This is a genomic window from Chitinilyticum litopenaei DSM 21440, assembly GCF_000428145.1.
GTDB lineage: Bacteria > Pseudomonadota > Gammaproteobacteria > Burkholderiales > Chitinibacteraceae > Chitinilyticum > Chitinilyticum litopenaei.
On the sequence record NZ_ATZJ01000058.1, the window covers coordinates 1 to 16916 of the forward strand.

At 63.7% G+C, this 16916-nt stretch carries 20 protein-coding genes; 5 read left to right on the forward strand and 15 right to left on the reverse strand.

The genetic code is table 11. The features are described 5' to 3' along the window. Positions 1 to 118 precede the first annotated feature (118 nt). The 5 genes from creC to C515_RS21480 all read right to left on the reverse strand — a co-directional run bounded on the left by creC (position 119) and on the right by C515_RS21480 (position 4016). A complete protein-coding gene (gene creC, locus C515_RS21475) occupies positions 119 to 1474 on the reverse strand; it encodes a two-component system sensor histidine kinase CreC (protein ID WP_051305017.1) in 1356 nt (451 codons plus the stop codon). A gap of 18 nt (positions 1475 to 1492) precedes the next feature. Beyond that, a complete protein-coding gene (locus C515_RS0115495; protein WP_028456264.1) occupies positions 1493 to 1948 on the reverse strand; it encodes a hypothetical protein in 456 nt (151 codons plus the stop codon). Further along, complete coding sequence (gene creB / locus C515_RS0115500) at positions 1945 to 2661, reverse strand: two-component system response regulator CreB (RefSeq protein WP_028456265.1); 717 nt, start codon at positions 2659 to 2661, stop codon at positions 1945 to 1947. The genes C515_RS0115495 and creB overlap by 4 nt, the downstream gene beginning before the upstream one ends. Beyond that, positions 2658 to 2966, reverse strand: a complete 309-nt coding sequence (locus C515_RS0115505; protein ID WP_028456266.1) for an HAD family hydrolase — start codon at positions 2964 to 2966, stop codon at positions 2658 to 2660. The genes creB and C515_RS0115505 overlap by 4 nt, the downstream gene beginning before the upstream one ends. 231 nt (positions 2967 to 3197) lie before the next feature. Beyond that, complete coding sequence (locus C515_RS21480; protein ID WP_051305018.1) at positions 3198 to 4016, reverse strand: M949_RS01915 family surface polysaccharide biosynthesis protein; 819 nt, start codon at positions 4014 to 4016, stop codon at positions 3198 to 3200. Between the two features lie 163 nt (positions 4017 to 4179). Here C515_RS21480 and C515_RS21485 point away from each other — a divergent pair, with 163 nt between their 5' ends. Beyond that, positions 4180 to 5691 carry a phospholipase D family protein gene (locus C515_RS21485; RefSeq protein WP_051305019.1) on the forward strand — a complete coding sequence of 504 codons (1512 nt, stop codon included), beginning with the start codon at positions 4180 to 4182 and terminating at the stop codon, positions 5689 to 5691. Between the two features lie 38 nt (positions 5692 to 5729). On the opposite strand, the gene rarD is transcribed toward C515_RS21485, so the two are convergent. Both rarD and C515_RS0115525 read right to left on the reverse strand, forming a co-directional pair. Then, entirely contained in the window at positions 5730 to 6635 is a 906-nt protein-coding gene (rarD, locus tag C515_RS0115520; RefSeq protein WP_043649972.1) for an EamA family transporter RarD, read from the reverse strand. 96 nt (positions 6636 to 6731) lie between these two features. Next, entirely contained in the window at positions 6732 to 7115 is a 384-nt protein-coding gene (locus tag C515_RS0115525) for a hypothetical protein (RefSeq protein WP_028456268.1), read from the reverse strand. 159 nt (positions 7116 to 7274) lie between these two features. Here C515_RS0115525 and C515_RS0115530 point away from each other — a divergent pair, with 159 nt between their 5' ends. Beyond that, a complete protein-coding gene (locus C515_RS0115530) occupies positions 7275 to 8297 on the forward strand; it encodes a succinylglutamate desuccinylase/aspartoacylase family protein (RefSeq protein ID WP_028456269.1) in 1023 nt (340 codons plus the stop codon). Positions 8298 to 8454: 157 nt separating this feature from the next. Here C515_RS0115530 and C515_RS0115535 read toward each other — a convergent pair whose 3' ends face one another. The 5 genes from C515_RS0115535 to pdxR all read right to left on the reverse strand — a co-directional run bounded on the left by C515_RS0115535 (position 8455) and on the right by pdxR (position 12777). Continuing rightward, entirely contained in the window at positions 8455 to 8649 is a 195-nt protein-coding gene (locus tag C515_RS0115535) for a hypothetical protein (RefSeq protein WP_028456270.1), read from the reverse strand. A 218-nt stretch (positions 8650 to 8867) separates the two neighbouring features. Continuing rightward, positions 8868 to 10046, reverse strand: coding sequence for a 5-(carboxyamino)imidazole ribonucleotide synthase (locus tag C515_RS0115540; RefSeq protein ID WP_028456271.1), 1179 nt, complete (start codon positions 10044 to 10046; stop codon positions 8868 to 8870). Continuing rightward, positions 10043 to 10333, reverse strand: coding sequence for a hypothetical protein (locus C515_RS0115545; RefSeq protein WP_028456272.1), 291 nt, complete (start codon positions 10331 to 10333; stop codon positions 10043 to 10045). The genes C515_RS0115540 and C515_RS0115545 overlap by 4 nt, the downstream gene beginning before the upstream one ends. A 64-nt stretch (positions 10334 to 10397) precedes the next feature. Then, positions 10398 to 10886 carry a 5-(carboxyamino)imidazole ribonucleotide mutase gene (gene purE / locus C515_RS0115550; protein WP_028456273.1) on the reverse strand — a complete coding sequence of 163 codons (489 nt, stop codon included), beginning with the start codon at positions 10884 to 10886 and terminating at the stop codon, positions 10398 to 10400. A gap of 400 nt (positions 10887 to 11286) precedes the next feature. Further along, entirely contained in the window at positions 11287 to 12777 is a 1491-nt protein-coding gene (gene pdxR / locus C515_RS0115555; protein WP_028456274.1) for a MocR-like pyridoxine biosynthesis transcription factor PdxR, read from the reverse strand. Between the two features lie 112 nt (positions 12778 to 12889). Between pdxR and C515_RS0115560 the strand changes: the two genes are divergently transcribed. Continuing rightward, positions 12890 to 13330, forward strand: coding sequence for a rhodanese-like domain-containing protein (locus C515_RS0115560; RefSeq protein ID WP_028456275.1), 441 nt, complete (start codon positions 12890 to 12892; stop codon positions 13328 to 13330). Positions 13331 to 13340: 10 nt separating this feature from the next. Then, on the forward strand, positions 13341 to 14069 hold the full coding sequence (locus C515_RS0115565) for a GNAT family N-acetyltransferase (protein ID WP_028456276.1): 729 nt from the start codon (positions 13341 to 13343) through the stop codon (positions 14067 to 14069). Positions 14070 to 14116: 47 nt separating this feature from the next. On the opposite strand, the gene C515_RS22720 is transcribed toward C515_RS0115565, so the two are convergent. The 3 genes from C515_RS22720 to C515_RS22725 all read right to left on the reverse strand — a co-directional run bounded on the left by C515_RS22720 (position 14117) and on the right by C515_RS22725 (position 16496). Continuing rightward, positions 14117 to 14518: an Imm10 family immunity protein gene (locus tag C515_RS22720; RefSeq protein ID WP_051305020.1), complete on the reverse strand. Its 402-nt coding sequence runs from the start codon at positions 14516 to 14518 to the stop codon at positions 14117 to 14119. Beyond that, on the reverse strand, positions 14518 to 15522 hold the full coding sequence (gene hemB / locus C515_RS0115575) for a porphobilinogen synthase (protein ID WP_028456277.1): 1005 nt from the start codon (positions 15520 to 15522) through the stop codon (positions 14518 to 14520). Before hemB ends, C515_RS22720 begins: the two co-directional genes overlap by 1 nt. Positions 15523 to 15641: 119 nt before the next feature. Next, on the reverse strand, positions 15642 to 16496 hold the full coding sequence (locus C515_RS22725) for a hypothetical protein (protein ID WP_051305021.1): 855 nt from the start codon (positions 16494 to 16496) through the stop codon (positions 15642 to 15644). A 220-nt stretch (positions 16497 to 16716) separates the two neighbouring features. Here C515_RS22725 and C515_RS24945 point away from each other — a divergent pair. Continuing rightward, the coding region (locus tag C515_RS24945; protein ID WP_028456278.1) for a transposase at positions 16717 to 16916 on the forward strand (200 nt) is incomplete at its 3' end.

Genomic DNA, 16916 nt, shown 5'->3' on the forward strand with positions numbered 1-16916 from the left:
CCATGCTGTCGAGCATCTGCTTGAAGAGCACCAATCCGCCCCAGGCGGTGACCTCGCGGTTGCTGAAACTGATCGAAAACCCATCTCCCTGCAGCGGCAGCCCGGCCATGTCTACCTCTTATGTGGCTGATTCATGAAGGTTATTGCTAATGGAATCCATTAGAAATGCCCCGGCTTGATGCCGTAGCGAAGACCCACTGCCTTGCCGCAAGCTTGCCTCAAATGCTTGGGAAATGGCTAATGGATAATCTGGGTTGAAAATAGTGAGCTGCACGACGTTACCCTCATGGGTAATGCCAATCCGGATGCGCTCCCTGGCCGGGGTGAAATCCAGCGCATTCTGCAGCAGATTGCGGATCGCTTGCTCCAGCAGGAAGCGCTCGCCCAGCACCAGCGCATCCGGCCACGGCGCGTGTTCGATCACGCAATGGCCGCTTTGCGGCGCCAGCGCCTGCAGCACGCCGTCGACCAGCTCGCCCAAGACGAGGGCTTGTGGCTCGTGCAGGCTGCGCCGCGCCTCCAGCGTCGCCAGCTGCAGCAGGTAATCGACAATCTGCTGCATGCGCGCGGTTTCCGCGCGGATATGCCCGACAAAGCGCGCGTGATCCTCTGCATCCAGCCCGTCGTCGAGCAGCTCGGCCGAGGCGCGGATGCCGGCCAGTGGCGACTTCAGCTCGTGCGTCAGTGCGTGCACATAGTTTTCCACATAGGCCTTGCCTTCCAGCTTCTCACGCATCTCGCCGAGTGCCTGGGCCAGCGTGGTCAGCTCGCGGTTGGCGACAAAACGCGGAATGTCGGCGCTTTTGCCCGCGCCGACCGCGTGGGCGAAATCGGTGAGCCTGGTGATGCCGCGGCTCAGCCACCACGAGAAGCCCGCGCCCAGCAGCAGGCCCGCGACGAGCAGGATGGCCCCCGCGCGCCACAGCTTGCCCTCGCTGCGTTCGATATAGGGCTGCATCGCCCAGTTCGGCCGCGCCACCGTCAGCACGCCAACAATCTGCGTGCCATCGCGGATCGGCGCAGCGACGTGCATGATGGTGGACAGCTCATCGCCCGGAACCGCCCGGGTACTGCGCGCCCCGTACTGGCCGCGCAGCGTGAGGTAGACATCGCGCCACTGGCTGTAATCCTTCCCCACATCCTGGCCGGTGGAATCGAGCACCACGCGCCCCCGGGCATCGGTGATGGTGACGCGCAGAAAGGTACGGTCACGCTTCACGCCCCAGACTTCGGCTGCCGGGTCGCGCGCGGCAAAGGTCTGCAGCGCGGCGGCAAAGCGGCTGTCGCTGAGCTGCCCGGCGACAAAATCGGCCTGCACGGCTTCCGCCAGCAGATTGGCCGTGTCGATCAGCACTTCTTCCGTGGATTGCCGCACCGCCGGCTTGATCTCGTCGCCGACGAGCCTGAGCAGCAGCAGCGCCAGCAAGGCGACCAGCAGGAAGTAACCGAGGAAAATGCGGAGCGAGAAGCGCATGGTCGAATTTCTTTGGCTTTAGCCCATGTCCATGCAGAGTCTGGCAACCCTCGCTTCTGCCTGGTCTGGTGACGGCAGAAGTACTTCAAGTTGCTGTATGAACGAATCAATTGCAGCCGCTGAAACTGGGATGCACTGCACCGTTGATTCTGTGTAGCCTGGATAGTCGAACGATGCTTCGCTAATCGATATCTGCAGCAATGGATGACCTGCGCCGTCTCTGCACATAAAGCTCAATCTGATATGGCCACACCCAGGAGCATGCGGAACACCGAATTCAAATTCACGCTGGTCTGTCACCGAAGCGGGGAAGCCTTTGAGCATTTCAGCAAATTCGTTGAGTGTTTGGAGTCCAACATGAGTTTGAGTTTTGCTACAGATATGCTTATTTCTGGCCTGTATTTCGATTTCCTGCAGTGTTTCGTCATGCCAGCCCCTCGTGATAGTCAGGCCATAATCGATGACTGGGCTCATGACGCTTCCTTCGGCAGATTGATATCCAGCGCATAGCCAAACCCCCGATGCGTGGCAATCGGGTCGGCGTTCGGCGTGATTGCGCGCAGCTTGGCGCGCAGGCTCTTGATGTGGCTGTCGATGGTGCGCTCGAAGCTGTCTTCCGCCGCTTCGCCCAGCGCATCGAGCAGTTGCGCGCGGCTGTAGACGCGCCCCGGGTGGGCCAGTAGCGTGGCGAGCAGGCGGTATTCCGACGGTGTCAGCGCCAGCGCCTGGCCGGCATAGCTGATGCGTTTGCCAGGGGTATCGTGCTGAAACCATTTGTGTTCATTGCTTATGGACGTATGGGTTCCTGGGTTTTCCGGGCGGCTGCGCTTGAGGATGGCTTTGACGCGGGCGGCGACCTCGCGCGGGCTGAAGGGTTTGACGACGTAATCATCGGCGCCCAGCTCCAGCCCCAGAATGCGGTCGAATTCTTCGGCGCGCGCGGTCAGCAGCAGCACTGGCAGCGTGTCGTTGTGCCGGCGCAGGCGCTTGAGCACCTCGAAGCCGCTGTCATCCGGCAGGCCGACGTCGAGGATCAGCAGATCGATGCCGCCGGCTGCCAATAGTGTTTCGCCGTCGCGCGCCAGCGCCGCCCACTGCACGTCATGGCCGTCACGCCGCAGCGCGAATTGCAGCGTGTCGGCGATCGCCGGTTCGTCTTCGATAAGGAGGATGCGGGCTTGGTTCATGGTGCTGGCAATTGGTCTGCTTGGGATGGATACAGGTGGCGAGTCAGTTTCCATTCATGCACAGGCTGATCGTCGACGTAATAGTGGGGCTTGGGCAAAAAGCCTGCAAAGCATTCTGCGATGCCCAGTTCCTGTGCCGTAGCCCGGCAATATTCGGCGCCGCCGGAACTCCACAGAAAGAGCTCTGCCCCGGCCTGATGCAGTCGCCGTACTTCTGCGATGACGGCCGGCATCGGAATGCGCTTGCTGCCCACCGAGCGCACCAGTGTGTCATCAATGTCGAAATACACCACGGTCTTGGTCATTCTGTGTGCCTGAATTGAATATGGAAACGGCTTCGAAAGCGCCTGTGCATGTCGTCAATCATCGCCATTGAGCGGGTTTTGCCCAGGCCGGTGTGCCAGCCGCTCGACGCTGCTGCTTGCCAAGCGCTTGCCATCCTTGTCGAACCGGATCGCGGCAGGCGGCAGCGGCGTGTGCGGTAAGAAGGGCGAAGCAGCCCGGCAGGGTTGTTAGCTGGGTCAGGATTCGCACCGCTATTTTCCGGTTTCGAAGCCGGCGCGCCACTGGGCGTCGCTGTGCTGCATCAGCGTATGCCAGTGCGCCAGCGCGTACTGTTTGAGCGCGGCCGGCGCCTGGGCAAAATCGGCAGCGCTTGCGTAGCAGCCGGGGAGCGGGCCGCCGATCTCGCTCCACATGCTGTCTTGCAGTTGCTGGCGGGCGGCCGTTTGTGCCGCCGCGCTGCAGTCCTTGAGCAAGGCCGGGCCTTCGATTTTGCCGGTCTCGTCGCTAGGGTAGAGCACGCCATAACGATCCAGCCCGCGCAGCGCGTATTTCTGCTGGCCCGCATGCACGATGAGCTTGTAGGTGTAGGGGCTGACGTCGCTGGTGCAGGTCATGCGGTAGCCCAGCAGCGTTTCGGCTCGGCCATCGCCATCCACATCGACGACGCGGGTGGCGGCCGGGTCGAATGTGGCCGTCACGTCAAAACCGCAGTCCTGCACGCCGTCATTCAGCAGCCACAGCCGGCGCGGTTTGGTGCCTCCGAGCTGATAATGCGCGGCGGCAAGGTAGGCCGAGCGGCTGCCATCCGGGGCGGCGTCGGTGATTTTGCCTTCTTCTTCCCAAGCGCTCAGCAGCAGCAACTTGTCGCCGTCGGCATCCTGCCAGCGCAGCGCATCGACCAGTTTGCCACGCAGCTCGACGCCGGCCGGCAACTCGGCCTGTTGCAGGTGGCGCAAGGCTGGCCCGCCGGCGGCAGGGGCGCTGGCGGTGCTGCTGGCCGCAGGCGGCGGGTCGGTCTTGCCGCAGGCGGCCAGCAGGATGAGCAATCCGGCGGAAAGCAGGCGATGCATGGTTCTCGATTCTGGGCGAAAAATCGATCTTGCCTTGCGCACGTCTTGCAGGCAAGTTCATGTACGGCGTCGGGAGGTGGCATTGGCATCCACCGGCAAGAACTAAGCACCCGGTGGCAAGTCTGTTAGTATCCATTGACCAGTTGCTGAACTGACTCTGTCCATGCGCCAACGCCTTGCCCGCACCTTGCGCTTTGCCCTGCTGAAAGCCAGCGGCCGCTTGCCGGCACGGCCGCATGATACGCAGGCCAGTGAAGAGAGCCTCCCTGGCGTGTTTGCCCGGCTGATGGCCGAACGGCTCGATGCGCATGCGGGCGAAAGCGGGCTGGCGCCGCTGGAAGAGGGCGAGGAAGCCCTGCTGGCGCGGCTGGTGCTGATCCACAACGCCGAGGCGACGCTGGATGTGCAGTACTACATCTGGCGCAACGACCTGACCGGCACGCTGCTGACCCTGTTCCTGCTGCAGGCCGCCGACCGCGGCGTCAAGGTGCGCCTGCTGCTTGACGACCTGGGCACCCAGCCGGATGACCGTGTCTGGCGTGCGCTCGATAGCCATCCGAATATCGAAATCCGCCTCTACAACCCGGTGGCCTGGCGGCGCTGGCGGCTGGTGGGCTTGCTGCTGGGCGCCTTGCGCCTGAATCGGCGCATGCACAACAAGTCGCTGACTGCCGACCGAGCCGCTACCATCATCGGCGGGCGCAATATCGGCGATGAATACTTTGGCGCCAATGCGCAGGTGGATTTCCACGATCTCGATGTGCTGGGCATCGGTGACGTGGTGGGCGAGGTGGCCGATGCCTTTGCGCTGTTCTGGGCGCATCGCCTGTCGCTGCCGGTCGAGGTGTTCTACCGCAAACCCTTGCCGGGCGATGCGCTGGCAACGCTGCGCGTGCAGTTCCAGCAGCGTCTGGAAGGCCATTACGGCACGGTGTATCTGCAGGCGCTGGGCGAACGGCTGGCGCTGGAAAGCCAGCGCCAGCACGGCATGCGCCTGTTCTGGGGCAAGGCCGATGTGCTGTTCGATCACCCGGACAAAACCCTGGCCGAAGCGCCCACGCTGACGCTGAGCGAGCAGCTGCAACCGCTGATGAATGATTCGCGCCACCAGCTGGATATTGTGTCGCCCTATTTTGTGCCGGGGCTGAAGGGCGCACTGTGGTTGCGCCGCCAGGCGCAGCGTGGCGTGCAGGTGCGCGTGCTGACCAATTCGCTGGCGGCGACCGACGTCACGGCGGTGCATGCCGGTTACGCGCGCTATCGCCGGCTGCTGCTCAAGGCCGGCGTGGCGCTGTATGAATTGCGCCCCGATCCCAGCCAGCACATCGTGCGGCGCAAGTGGCTGGGGCGTTCGCGCTCCAGCCTGCACGCGAAAACCTTCGTGCTGGATCGCCGCTATGTGTTCATCGGTTCGCTGAATTTCGACCCGCGCTCGGTGGCCATCAACACCGAAATCGGGGTGATTTTTGATAACGCCGAGCTGGCCGCGCGGCTGGGCGAGCGGTTCGAGCGCCTGCTGGCCCAGGAAAGCTATGCGCTGGAAACCCGGCGCACCGGGCTGCGCTGGCGAGATCTGTCGGGCGTGCGCAACTGGCAGCACGAACCGCACAGCACGGCCCTGCAGCGCTGCTGGGTGTGGCTGTTGCAATTGCTGCCGATTGAATCGCAGCTATGACTTGAGGGTATCTGCCTGTAGCCTTTTTGCAGAAAGGGCTATGAGGCAATGGGAGCTTGGGTATTGCGCTGCCGGTGCAGGGTGAGCGCGCTGTGCCAGCAGGTCAGCCCTACGGCAATCCAGATCGGCAAATAGGTGCCCAGGTCGGCGCTGTGAAAGGCTTCGCCCAGCACGACGACCGACAGCACGAACAGCAGCGCGGGCTCCAGATAGCCAAGAATGCCGAGCACGCCCAGCGGCAGCAGGCGGCTGGAGGCCAGGTAGCTGGCAAAGGCGATCGCGGTCAGCACGCCCAGCCCCGGCAGCAACAGCCACAGGGCGGGCCGCCCGGCGAAATGCACGGCCACCGCACTGTGCGACAAGGCCCAGATGGCCCACGGCAGAATGAACAGGATTTCCAGCAGAAAGCCGCCTACCGGCTCGAGCTTCACCGCGCGCCGGATCATGAGGTAGGGCGGGTAGCCCAGCGCGGTCAGCAGTGTCACCCACGAGAAGGCCTGATGCCGCCAGAATTCATGCAGCACGCCCAGCGCGGCCACGCCCACCGCCAGCCATTGCAGTGGCGCGAGGCGCTCGCCGTAGAACACGCGACCGATCACCACCATGACCAGCGGCAGCAGGAAATAGCCCAGCGTGACTTCCAGCAGGCGCCCCTGCAGCGGGGCCCACATGAACAGCCATTGCTGAATGCCCAGCAGGACGGCATTGGCGAGCAGCGCCAGCCAGAGTACGGGCTCCTTGCCCAGCCGGGCCACGGTTTGTCCGAACAGCGGCCAGTGGCGCAGCAGGGTCAGCAGCAGCAGCATGGCCGGGATGGTCCAGACGATGCGCCAGGCAAAGACCTGCTCGCCATTGAGCGGCGCCAGCCATGCGCTGTACGCGCCCAGTGCGGCAAACACCACCGAGGCAACGGCGGACAGGGCAACACCACGGGCGGACAGCATGCGGCTCCGGAGCAAATGAAAACGGGCTGACCATCATGACAGCAGCCCGGAATGCAAACAATGCGCGTTTTCCGCCATGGCGGCAGCGCCGCCGCCTCAGTGATGCACGAGCGGGCTGATTTCGCGCGGACGGGATTGCTGGAGGAAGTGGTGCAGGTGTTCATCCTGCATGCCGTGCCAGAACACATGGGCGGCCAGCGCGCCGCTGTGGTCGTTGATCTGCTGCCAGGCACGCAGCGCATCGGCCGGGCGCTCGTACATGATGATGGATTTGTGCGCCTCGATGGCTTGTGATTCGGTCACCAGGCCGGCATCGCTCAGGTAGTCGGTCAGTTGCGAACGGGATTTGCTGGTGCGGGCGTCGGTCTGGTCGTACATCAGGAAGAGAAAGGCCTGCGGCAGTTCGTTCGAGGCCATGCGCAGGAAATCGACTCGGGAAAGAATGGTGGCCTGGCCACGCGGTGCGGATGGGGTCGGCATGATGGGCTCCTGGCGGATGAGGGATGGACGGGCTGACCGCCCGGTTCTTTTGTTCTAGCAGCCGCCTTACAGGCTTGCCTGCCCTTCTGGCGGGGAGTAGGCAGTACCGGCGATTGCGCCGATAATGGCGGCCTTGTCCGCACACCGAGCCGCTTCGCCATGACGACCGTTCCCCCCGCGCACCGCGCGCACATGCTGAAATCCCATGTTTATGCCGGTTTCGAGCCGGGGCCACGCGTGATCATGCTGGGCGCGGTGCACGGCAACGAGATTTGCGGCACGCAGGCCATCGAGCGCCTTCGTGCGGAGCTCGACGCCGGTGAACTGACCATCTTGCGCGGGCGGCTCACGCTGGTGCCGATCACCAATCCGCTGGCCTACGCCAGAGTGCAGCGCAACGGCGACCGCAACCTGAACCGCAATCTAGCTCCGGCCAATATCCCGCACGATTTCGAAGACCACATCGCCAATGTGCTCTGCCCGCTGCTGGCCGATCAGGATGTGCTGCTTGACCTGCACTCGACGACCAATCCGCCGGGCCAGCCCTTCATCATGCTCGGGCCGCAGAACAATACCGGCGAGCTGCTGCCCTTTGCCCGCGCGGCCGAAGAAGAGGCGCTGGCGCTGCGCCTGGGCCCCACGCGCATTGTCGAGGGCTGGCTGGATACCTACGCCGAGGGCGTGAAGACGCGGCTGGCCTATGCCGACGCCAGCCCGTCGCTGCGCGCACGCATGCTGAGTACCGATCCGAGCTATGGCGTGGGTACCACCGAATACACGCGCAAGCACGGCGGTTATGCGCTGACGCTGGAATGCGGTCAGCACGCCGATCCGCAGGCCCCCGAAGTGGCCTACCGCGCGATCCGCAACACGCTGGCGCATCTGGGCCTGATCGACGCGCCCGCACCAGCGGTGCAGGAGCAGTTCGAGCTGCTGAAGCTGTGCCAGGTGGTGGACCGCCTCGACGAGGGCGACCGCTTCGTGCGCGAGTGGGCGAGCTTTGACCATTTCCACGCCGGCGAGCTGATCGGCCAGCGCGCGGACGGCACGCCGGTGCTGGCGCCCGCCGACGGTTACATCGTCTTTCCCAGTCCGCTTGCCGTGCCGGGCAATGAATGGTTCTATTTCGCCCAGGCCAGCGAGCGGTGCGTGGACGGCTTGCGCGCCAGGGTCATGGGTTGATGGGTATTGGCCTGTAGCCTTTTTCTGGAAATGGCTGTGGGCACATACCCTGCATGAGGGGTGCGATAAAAAACCGGACTTGCAGGTCCGGTTTTTTATCGCCTATTGCCGGCCGTGTCCGGGAATCTGGCCCGGCACGGCGCCTTATGCATGCAGACTAGTCAAACAGCTCCAGACCGTAGAGCAGCGAGAGAATCATCAGCAGCACATAGCTGCCGCTGATGGCGATCAGGATCTTGCTGGCGGTTTTCGGATTCTTGAAGAAGGAATCGGCAAAGGAATTGGCGACAAACAGCAGCGCCAGGCACACCAGCCAGCCGTAAGAGAGAAACCACTCGACAAGATCTTTCATGTTCCGCATATCCGGGTGGGGCGGTCCGCAGACCGCACAAGTGCATAACTATGCCTGAGCGCTGGCATTTTTAGCATTACCGCCATCACAGCGCCGGCTGAGTGCGACGCCGGCACAACACCCCGGCGCGCAGGACTCGTTCAGCATAGCGCGCCGCCATCGCCCGGCCGGATTTTTCTGCAAGGCCAGCCGGGCTGGCGGGCGACGACGGCGTACCGTCAGGCGCTGCGCTGGTTGCCCAGCGTTTCCATGATGGCGCGCGCCTGCTCCAGCGCCTCGGTGGCATCGTCGGCGAGCACGTTGAAATGGCCCATCTTGCGGCCGATGCGCGCTTCCTTCTTGCCGTAGAGGTGCAGCTTGCTGTTGGGCGCCGTCATCAGGATTTCCCAGTTCGGCTCGCTGCCGTCCTCGCCCCACACGTCGCCGAGCAGGTTGACCATCGTCACCGGGCGCAGCAGGTCGGTCTTGCCCGGATACAGTCCGCACATCGCGCGCACCTGCTGCTCGAACTGGGTCGTCAGCGTGGCGTCGAGTGTGTAGTGGCCGGAGTTGTGCGGGCGCGGCGCCATTTCGTTGATGACCAGTTCGTCACCTTCGAGCACGAAGAATTCGACGGCCAGCACGCCGACGTAATCGAGTTTCTCCGCCAGCGTCATCGCCATGTCGCGCGCACGCGCGGTCACCGCGTCGGCAATGCGCGCCGGCACGATGGAGACATCGAGAATGCCGTTGGCGTGCTCGTTTTCGGCCGGCGGGAAGCTGACGACCTCACCCGCGCGCGTGCGCGTGACGATCACCGACACTTCGGATACCAGCGGCAGCATTTTTTCCAGCACACAGGGCTGGTGCTTCAGTTCGGAGAGGGCGTAGCGCACGTCCTCGACCGTTTTCACCCGCACCTGGCCCTTGCCGTCATAGCCCAGGCGCGCGGTTTTCAGGATGCCGGGCAGCCAGGGCGTCAGATCGTCGGGCAAGTCGCCGGCATTCAGCAAGGGCAGGAAAGGCGCGGTGGCCAGCCCGGCGTTGCGGATGAAGGTTTTTTCGGCAATGCGGTCCTGGGCGATGGCCACGCAGTCACCCGACGGCGAGACGCGCAGGCCCTGGGCGGCCAGCCAGCGCATCGAATCGGCGTTGACGTTCTCGAATTCGGTGGTGACCGCGGCACAGCTGTCGACCAGCTGCTGCAGCGCGGCCTGATCGGTGTAGGGTTTGCACAGGTGGACGTCGGCAAAGTCAGCCGCGGGGGCATGCGGATCGGGATCGAGCACCGTGACGCGATAACCCATGGTTCTGGCGGCCGTGGCGAACATGCGGCCGAGCTGGCCGCCGCCGAGTATGCCCAGCATGGCCGGCGGCAGGATGGGCGCACGGGCGCCGGAATTGGTGGAGTGTGTCATTCGTCTTCCTCGTTCTGGCGCTGGCGCGCCTTGATCGCCTGGATGCTGGCGATGCCCCAGACGGCCCAGCCATGAATGGCCCCGGCGACCAGGCCAAGCGGCAGGGCATCCAGCGCGCCGGAGAGCCAGTCGCTGCTGCGGCCGGTGATGTGCTGCACGGCGCCAAACAGCGCCGCAAAGGTCAGCCCCCAGCCCAGCGCGCCCTTGAGCAGCAGCGTGCGCCAGAAGCCGCGCTCCAGCACGCGCTGCCATGGCGGGGCTTCCGGGCGGCTACCAGGCAGGGGCATGGTCAGCGTTTCGCAATGGCAGGCCGCTGCGCAGCCGGCGGATGGTCAGGCATGTGCGCCGGGCTTACTCGACCTCGGGCAGGCTCATGGCCAGCACGGTCTGTTTCTGTGTTTCGCGGAATTCGCCCAGCTTGCTCGCCAGCCCGGCATTCTGGCTGGCCAGCATCGCCACGGCAAACAGCCCGGCGTTGGCCGCGCCGGCCTCGCCGATGGCGAAGGTGGCGACCGGAATGCCCTTGGGCATCTGCACGATGGAGAGCAGCGAATCCTCGCCACGCAGGTATTTGCTGGGCACCGGCACGCCGAGTACCGGCACGGTGGTCTTGGCGGCCAGCATGCCCGGCAGGTGGGCCGCGCCGCCAGCGCCGGCGATGATGCAGGTTAGGCCACGCCCGGCGGCGGTTTCGGCATATTCGAACAGCAGATCCGGCGTGCGGTGCGCGGAAACCACGCGGCATTCGAATTCGACACCAAACGCTTTCAGCTGTTTGGCCGCGTGCTGCATGACTTCCCAGTCACTGTTGCTGCCCATGACCACGCCCACTTGCACCATGGCGGTATTCCTTCGGTAAAACGCGGATTTTACCGAAAAATCAGGGTATGTCAGCAGCGGATTGGGTGGGCGGCGGGGCGCAGTGTCGGCTTTTCACCAACTATCAGAATATAATTATTGAGCAATATTCATTGGCTTGGGAGAATGCGGGCAAGGCGTAATGCCTTGTTTTGTTTCCATCCGATGATTGTGCAGCGCCAGCGAATCGCTTCCTGGCGCTGTTTTTTCAGGCGGATGATACATTGATTACCCGATTGCTAAGATTGGTAATTGAAATGTAAATAATTGTTATGAATTTGTATGAATTAAGAAAGTATATATTGGCTTTTGCCGGGGAGAGCGGTAGAATCGGCCCTGAAGAGTCAACAGGCGATAACCCGCAGCTCTGCTGCGTGACTTTTCATTCCTCCATCTTCCTGGCACCCGTACTCCGGGTGCCTTTTTTTGTGTCCAGTGCGGCGGCAAGCGTCGCAACCGCCTGGCGGATCTCGCTGTTCTGCAGCGCCGCATAGCCCAGCAGCCAGCCTTCCTGCCGCACTTCGTCCAGATGCAGCACCGACAGCGGCCGCAGCGTCAGGCCGGCGCGGCGCCCCGCGGCCGTCCAGGGCTGCTCGCAACCGGGCGGCACCGTGGCGGCAAATTGCAGGCCGGCGCCGGCATGCACCGGGCGCACCGCCGCGCCGAATGCCCGCCGCAACTCCTCCACCAGCAGGTCGCGACGGCTGCGATACAGCGTGCGCATCTGCCGCAGATGACTGGCAAAATGCCCGTTACGGATGAAATCGGCAGTGACTGCCTGCCAGAGCTGCGCGCTGTGGCCATCCAGCGCCGCGCGTGCCAGCACGAAAGGCTCGACCAGATCCGGTGGCACGACCAGATAAGCCAGGCGCAGCGAGGGAAACAGCACCTTGCTGAAGGTGCCAATGTAAAGCACCCGCCCGGCGCGATCCAGCCCCTGCAGGGCCGGCAGCGGGCGCTGGTCATACTGGTATTCGCCGTCGTAGTCATCTTCGATGATCCAGCAGCCTTCCTGGCTGGCCAGCTCAAGCAGCGCCAGCCGCCGTGGCAGACTCATGCTGATGCCCATGGGGTATTGGTGTGAAGGCGTTGTATAGATTAGGTTTGGTCGACATGCGTCACTGGGTAATTGCTGCCAGCACAAACCTTCGGCATCCAGTGGCACGGGCACGGCATGCGCGCCGGCCGCCAGCATGGCATTGCGCGCGCCCAGGTAACCCGGATCTTCCAGCCAGACGGTAGCGCCGGGATCAAGCAACAGCTGGGCAATCAGTTGCAAGGCCTGCTGCGAGCTGCTGAGCACGACGATTTGCCCAGGCTCCGCCACCACGCCCCGCGACTGCGCCAGATACGCGGCGATGGCCGAGCGCAGGGCGGGCAAGCCCTGCGGATCGCCATACAGGCCGAGCCGCTGCCCGTCGCGCTGCCAGTACTGCTGTGTCAGCTTTTGCCACAGCTTGTGCGGAAAGGCCTGCAGGTCGGGTTTGCCGGCGGCGAAGGGCAGTACCGTGGTGGCATCCGTGTGCGTGCCTGTTGCCACGATGGTCTGCCCGCGCCGTGACAAGGCCGGTGCCTGGCCGGCCCGCGGACTCTTTGCCGCCGGTGGCGTGCCGGCAACCGCCACAAAGGTGCCGGCCCCCGTTCTGCGCTGCAGATAGCCCTCGCTTTCCAGCCGGGCATACACGGCTTCCACCGTCGCGCGGGAAATTCCGAGATCGCCTGCCAGCTGGCGCGAGGCAGGCAGGCGGCTGCCCTGTGGCCAGTGTCCGCCCATCAGGGCCTGGCGCAGCGTGCGCGCCAGCTGATCCTGCAGGGTTTGTCCGTGCTGCGCGGCATCGGCGAACAGCGTGGGGAGCGCGGGGGCGAGCGGCATGGTGGCGGCCTGGGTAAAGTGGTCTGCCAGTATCGGGCAAATTGGTCTGCCTGGGCAGTCCGTTTCGCCCTTACAGTGGTGGCGTCACCCACGATCACGCAAGGACACCGACATGACTTCCGCAGTGTGCGCCACCGGCCTGGCCGCTCCCGCCGAATCCGCCGCCTTTTTCCTTGACCAGCTGCGCTTTCGCACCGACTCGGCCGACCTGGCCCGCGATCTGGAAGCCGGCGTCGAGCGCGTCGTCGTCATCGACACGCGCAAGCCCGAGGCCTACGCCGACGCGCACATCCCCGGCGCGCTCAGCTTTCCGCACTGGCTGATGAACGAGGCCAGCACCGCGCAGCTCGACCGCAGCAAGGTGTATGTCACCTACTGCGTCGGCATCGGCTGCAATGGTTCGACCTGGGGCGCGCTGAAGCTGGCGAGGCTGGGTTTCACCGTCAAGGAGCTGATCGGCGGCATCGCCTGCTGGTGCGACGAGGGCTTCCCGGTCGTTGCAGGGGCCGAGGCCGGCGTTTACCGCGGCAATGGCATCACTTGTGCCTGCTGAGGACGAGCCCATGACACACGATGACTTTCGCGTGCCGCTGGGCGAGCCGCTGCCGGGCTGGCGGCCGCCGCCGTTTCCAGAACCCTGTGTACTGGAAGGCTGGGGTTGTCGCGTCGAGCCGCTGGACCCTGCCGTTCACCCCGCGCCGCTGTGGCGGGCGTTTGCCGGCGCCGACCCTGACCTTTGGGCCTATCTGACTTGCGGGCCCTTCGCCGACGAAAACGAGCTGGGCGCACATGTGCAGCAGATCGCCGCGCAGCGCGACCCGCAGTTCTACGCGATCTGCCCCGCCGACAAGCCGGGGCAGGCGCTGGGGCTGGCGAGCTATCTGCGCATCGCGCCGGAGGCCGGCAGCATCGAGGTCGGCTGGCTGGCGTTCAGTCCGCTGCTGTCGCGCACGCCACTCGCCACCGCCGCGATGGTGCTGCTGATGGAGCGCGCGTTCGCGCTGGGTTACCGGCGTTACGAGTGGAAATGCAATGTGCTGAACCGGCCCAGCCGGCGCGCGGCGCAGCGGCTGGGTTTTTCCTACGAGGGCGTGTTCCGCCAGGCCGCGGTCAACCGTGGCCGCAATCGCGACACGGCGTGGTATTCGGTGCTGGATGGCGAGTGGCCGGCGCTGCGCCAGGCGTATGCCACCTGGCTGGATGAGGCAAATTTCGATGCCGCAGGCCAACAGCGGCAGAGCCTGTCAGTGCTGACCGCTCCGCTGCTGGCCGCACGGGATGTGCTGGGTTGAGTGCTTGATTTATAGGGTATATGCCTGTAGGCCATTTTAGAAAATGGCTATGGCGATATGGATGGTCGGGTATATGGGTCGGGCTGATTCGGGTCAATGTTGAGTGCTTGCTGCAGCGCCGCTGTGACCGTCGCGATCTCCACTTCGTCTGGCAGCGCCAGCACGAGGCCGGGGCATGCAAAGCGCTGTGCGCAGGCCGCCGTGAAGTGCAGGACGATCTGCCGGCCGGCCAGCGACCAGCTGGCAAAGCCGTCGTAGCCCGAGTTGGCACGATCACCAATCTCGAAATAGCAGCGGCCCAGTTCATCGGGCTCGCCGCTTTCGAGGATGAGGTAGTTTTCGGGATCGGGGTCGTTGCCTTCGGCAAAGGCGACGGTCAGGATATCCTCGTCGCTGTCATGGCTGGCATGAAACTGGTCGATCCGGATGGGGTGAAAGGCGTCCGGCATCAATCCTCGCGCAACCAGCGTGCAGCATCCAGCGCGTAGTAGGTCAGTACGGCATCCGCGCCGGCGCGCTTGAAGGCGAGCAGGCTTTCCAGCACGACCTTCTGTTCGTCCAGCCAGCCGTTCTGTGCGGCGGCCTTGAGCATCGCGTATTCGCCCGAGACCTGATAGACGAAGGTCGGCACCGCGAATTCGTCCTTCACGCGGCGCACGATGTCCAGATAGGGCATCCCCGGTTTCACCATCACCATGTCGGCGCCTTCCTGCAGGTCGAGCGCGACTTCGTGCAGCGCTTCGTCGCTATTGGCCGGGTCCATCTGGTAGGTCTTCTTGTCGGCCTTGCCGAGATTACCTGCCGAGCCGACCGCATCGCGGAAGGGGCCGTAAAAGGCGGAGGCATACTTGGCGGCATAGGACAGAATGCGGGTCAGTTCGTGGCCATTGCGGTCCAGCGCGCTGCGGATGCTGCCAATGCGGCCGTCCATCATGTCAGAGGGCGCGACGATGTCGGCGCCGGCCTCGGCGTGGCACAGCGCCTGGCGCGTCAGTGCGGTGACGGTGACTTCGTTCAGTACGTAACCACTCTCATCGATGATGCCGTCCTGGCCGTGGCTGGTGTAGGGGTCGAGCGCGATGTCGGTGATGATGCCGAGCTGCGGGAAGGCAGCCTTCAGTTCGCGAATGGTGCGTGGCACCAGCCCGCGCGGGTTCCACGCTTCCTTGGCATCCAGCGACTTCAGGTGAGGCTCGATCACCGGAAACAGCGCCAGCGCCGGAATGCCAAGGCGCACGGCTTCCGCAGCGGTTTCCAGCAGGCGGTCGATGCTCTGGCGTTTCACGCCGGGCATCGAGGCGATGGTTTCCTCGCGGTTTAGCCCGTCGAGCACGAACACCGGCAGGATCAGGTCGTCGGCGGTCAGTGTGTTTTCGCGCATCAGCCGGCGCGAAAAATCATCACGGCGCATACGGCGCAGGCGGGTGGCGGGGAAGCTGCGGTTAAAGCTCATGGGCTGGCATCCTGATCGGTGATGCCGGCATTTTAATCCAGCCGGATGTTCATCGGGCATGGTCGGGCATGCAAAATAAACCGGCAGGGACATGCCCTGCCGGAAATGGGGGGCGGGTATTACTTGGCGATAATGACCAGATAACCAAGCTGATCGGCTTTCGGACTGCTGGAGACGCTATTGTCAATGCCGTACTGGAACAAGTAAGCGCCAGGAGTGCCCGGGGTTACCGTGTAGCTCAGCGTTTGGTCATTCAGATAATCGATCTTGGCAGAGATCGGTGTGCTGGTGCTTGCCCAGCCGGCACCGTTATGCCACTGGTTACCCCGAGGGCTCAGCAGTCCTACCCAATGCTGGGCGACTTTGCCCTTGCCGGTATTGGCTGCAATCGCGACATTGAGCTGCAGCGGTTGTCCGGCCTTGACGGTGATTTGCTGACCCGGCTGGCTTTGCTGGCCCACGTTGATGCGGATTTCCGGGTCAAGTCCTGGTAGCTGCACATTGCTGTTGACTGCTACTACGCCTCGCAGGGCCGGAGCGCCGTGCTCGCAATGCTGTTCAAACGTTGCGGCAAAGCGGTCAAGCTGACCGTTGGCTGTGTAGTTGACGTCCAGTACTTCAAAACTGCCGCTGAGCTGGTTGCAGCCACGACCGTCGCCGCTGATCGACAGTCCGGCTTCCTGCTCGCTCTGGAAGGGGAAGCGGGTGGCGAGGCTGTATTTGCCTGGTTGCAGGCGCGCCTTGCCAGGTGCGCTGAAGTCCAGCGACCAGAATGCCGCATTGTTGATCTGGATGCTGGCGCCCTGGTTGTAATTGCTGCGCAGAGTGAACCCTGCTTCGCTGCCCTGGATCAGCTGGCTTTTGCCTGCCCCGATATAGTCACCTGGGTCGCTGACAAATTTGACCAGGGTAGCGCCATGGCTGGCGACGGAATACAGCGCCAATGCCGCTCCGCACATGAAGGTACGCAACATCACACAGTTCTCCTGTTTGCTTGGGTGAAGTACGCTACATTACCACGGCAGATTATTTAATTCATTTATAAGTAAGTATTTGTTGGTGTTTTATAAGAAATGCGGTCTTGCCGCACAAGTCTTGTGTGCTAGCCCGGATTTTTCATGAGTTCGGGGTCGGCGGAGGGCTTAAAGCCGCATAGGATATGCTTTCCAGACCGATCCACAGACAACTCCGCCGATGCCAAAGTGTACCGCACCTGAACTCCCGTTTGGCCGTCTTGGCCGTTGCCAGATCGAGGCCAATTTCACTGGCGGCGCACTCAGTTCCGATGGCGGACTGATGTTGCTGCGCCAGACTGATCACCGCATCGGTTTGTCAGAGGCCGTCGCCAAGGCGCTACACGATCCGCGCGATCCCGACCGCATCATTCATTCCCT

Bases quoted from the DNA above. Each gene is read 5' to 3' on its own strand.
- creC (WP_051305017.1), bottom strand. From the start codon at position 1,474: ATGCGCTTCTCGCTCCGCATTTTCCTCGGTTACTTCCTGCTGGTCGCC.
- C515_RS0115495 (WP_028456264.1), bottom strand. From the start codon at position 1,948: ATGAGCCCAGTCATCGATTATGGCCTGACTATCACGAGGGGCTGGCAT.
- creB (WP_028456265.1), bottom strand. From the start codon at position 2,661: ATGAACCAAGCCCGCATCCTCCTTATCGAAGACGAACCGGCGATCGCC.
- C515_RS0115505 (WP_028456266.1), bottom strand. From the start codon at position 2,966: ATGACCAAGACCGTGGTGTATTTCGACATTGATGACACACTGGTGCGC.
- C515_RS21480 (WP_051305018.1), bottom strand. From the start codon at position 4,016: ATGCATCGCCTGCTTTCCGCCGGATTGCTCATCCTGCTGGCCGCCTGC.
- C515_RS21485 (WP_051305019.1), top strand. From the start codon at position 4,180: ATGCGCCAACGCCTTGCCCGCACCTTGCGCTTTGCCCTGCTGAAAGCC.
- rarD (WP_043649972.1), bottom strand. From the start codon at position 6,635: ATGCTGTCCGCCCGTGGTGTTGCCCTGTCCGCCGTTGCCTCGGTGGTG.
- C515_RS0115525 (WP_028456268.1), bottom strand. From the start codon at position 7,115: ATGCCGACCCCATCCGCACCGCGTGGCCAGGCCACCATTCTTTCCCGA.
- C515_RS0115530 (WP_028456269.1), top strand. From the start codon at position 7,275: ATGACGACCGTTCCCCCCGCGCACCGCGCGCACATGCTGAAATCCCAT.
- C515_RS0115535 (WP_028456270.1), bottom strand. From the start codon at position 8,649: ATGAAAGATCTTGTCGAGTGGTTTCTCTCTTACGGCTGGCTGGTGTGC.
- C515_RS0115540 (WP_028456271.1), bottom strand. From the start codon at position 10,046: ATGACACACTCCACCAATTCCGGCGCCCGTGCGCCCATCCTGCCGCCG.
- C515_RS0115545 (WP_028456272.1), bottom strand. From the start codon at position 10,333: ATGCCCCTGCCTGGTAGCCGCCCGGAAGCCCCGCCATGGCAGCGCGTG.
- purE (WP_028456273.1), bottom strand. From the start codon at position 10,886: ATGGTGCAAGTGGGCGTGGTCATGGGCAGCAACAGTGACTGGGAAGTC.
- pdxR (WP_028456274.1), bottom strand. From the start codon at position 12,777: ATGCCGCTCGCCCCCGCGCTCCCCACGCTGTTCGCCGATGCCGCGCAG.
- C515_RS0115560 (WP_028456275.1), top strand. From the start codon at position 12,890: ATGACTTCCGCAGTGTGCGCCACCGGCCTGGCCGCTCCCGCCGAATCC.
- C515_RS0115565 (WP_028456276.1), top strand. From the start codon at position 13,341: ATGACACACGATGACTTTCGCGTGCCGCTGGGCGAGCCGCTGCCGGGC.
- C515_RS22720 (WP_051305020.1), bottom strand. From the start codon at position 14,518: ATGCCGGACGCCTTTCACCCCATCCGGATCGACCAGTTTCATGCCAGC.
- hemB (WP_028456277.1), bottom strand. From the start codon at position 15,522: ATGAGCTTTAACCGCAGCTTCCCCGCCACCCGCCTGCGCCGTATGCGC.
- C515_RS22725 (WP_051305021.1), bottom strand. From the start codon at position 16,496: ATGTTGCGTACCTTCATGTGCGGAGCGGCATTGGCGCTGTATTCCGTC.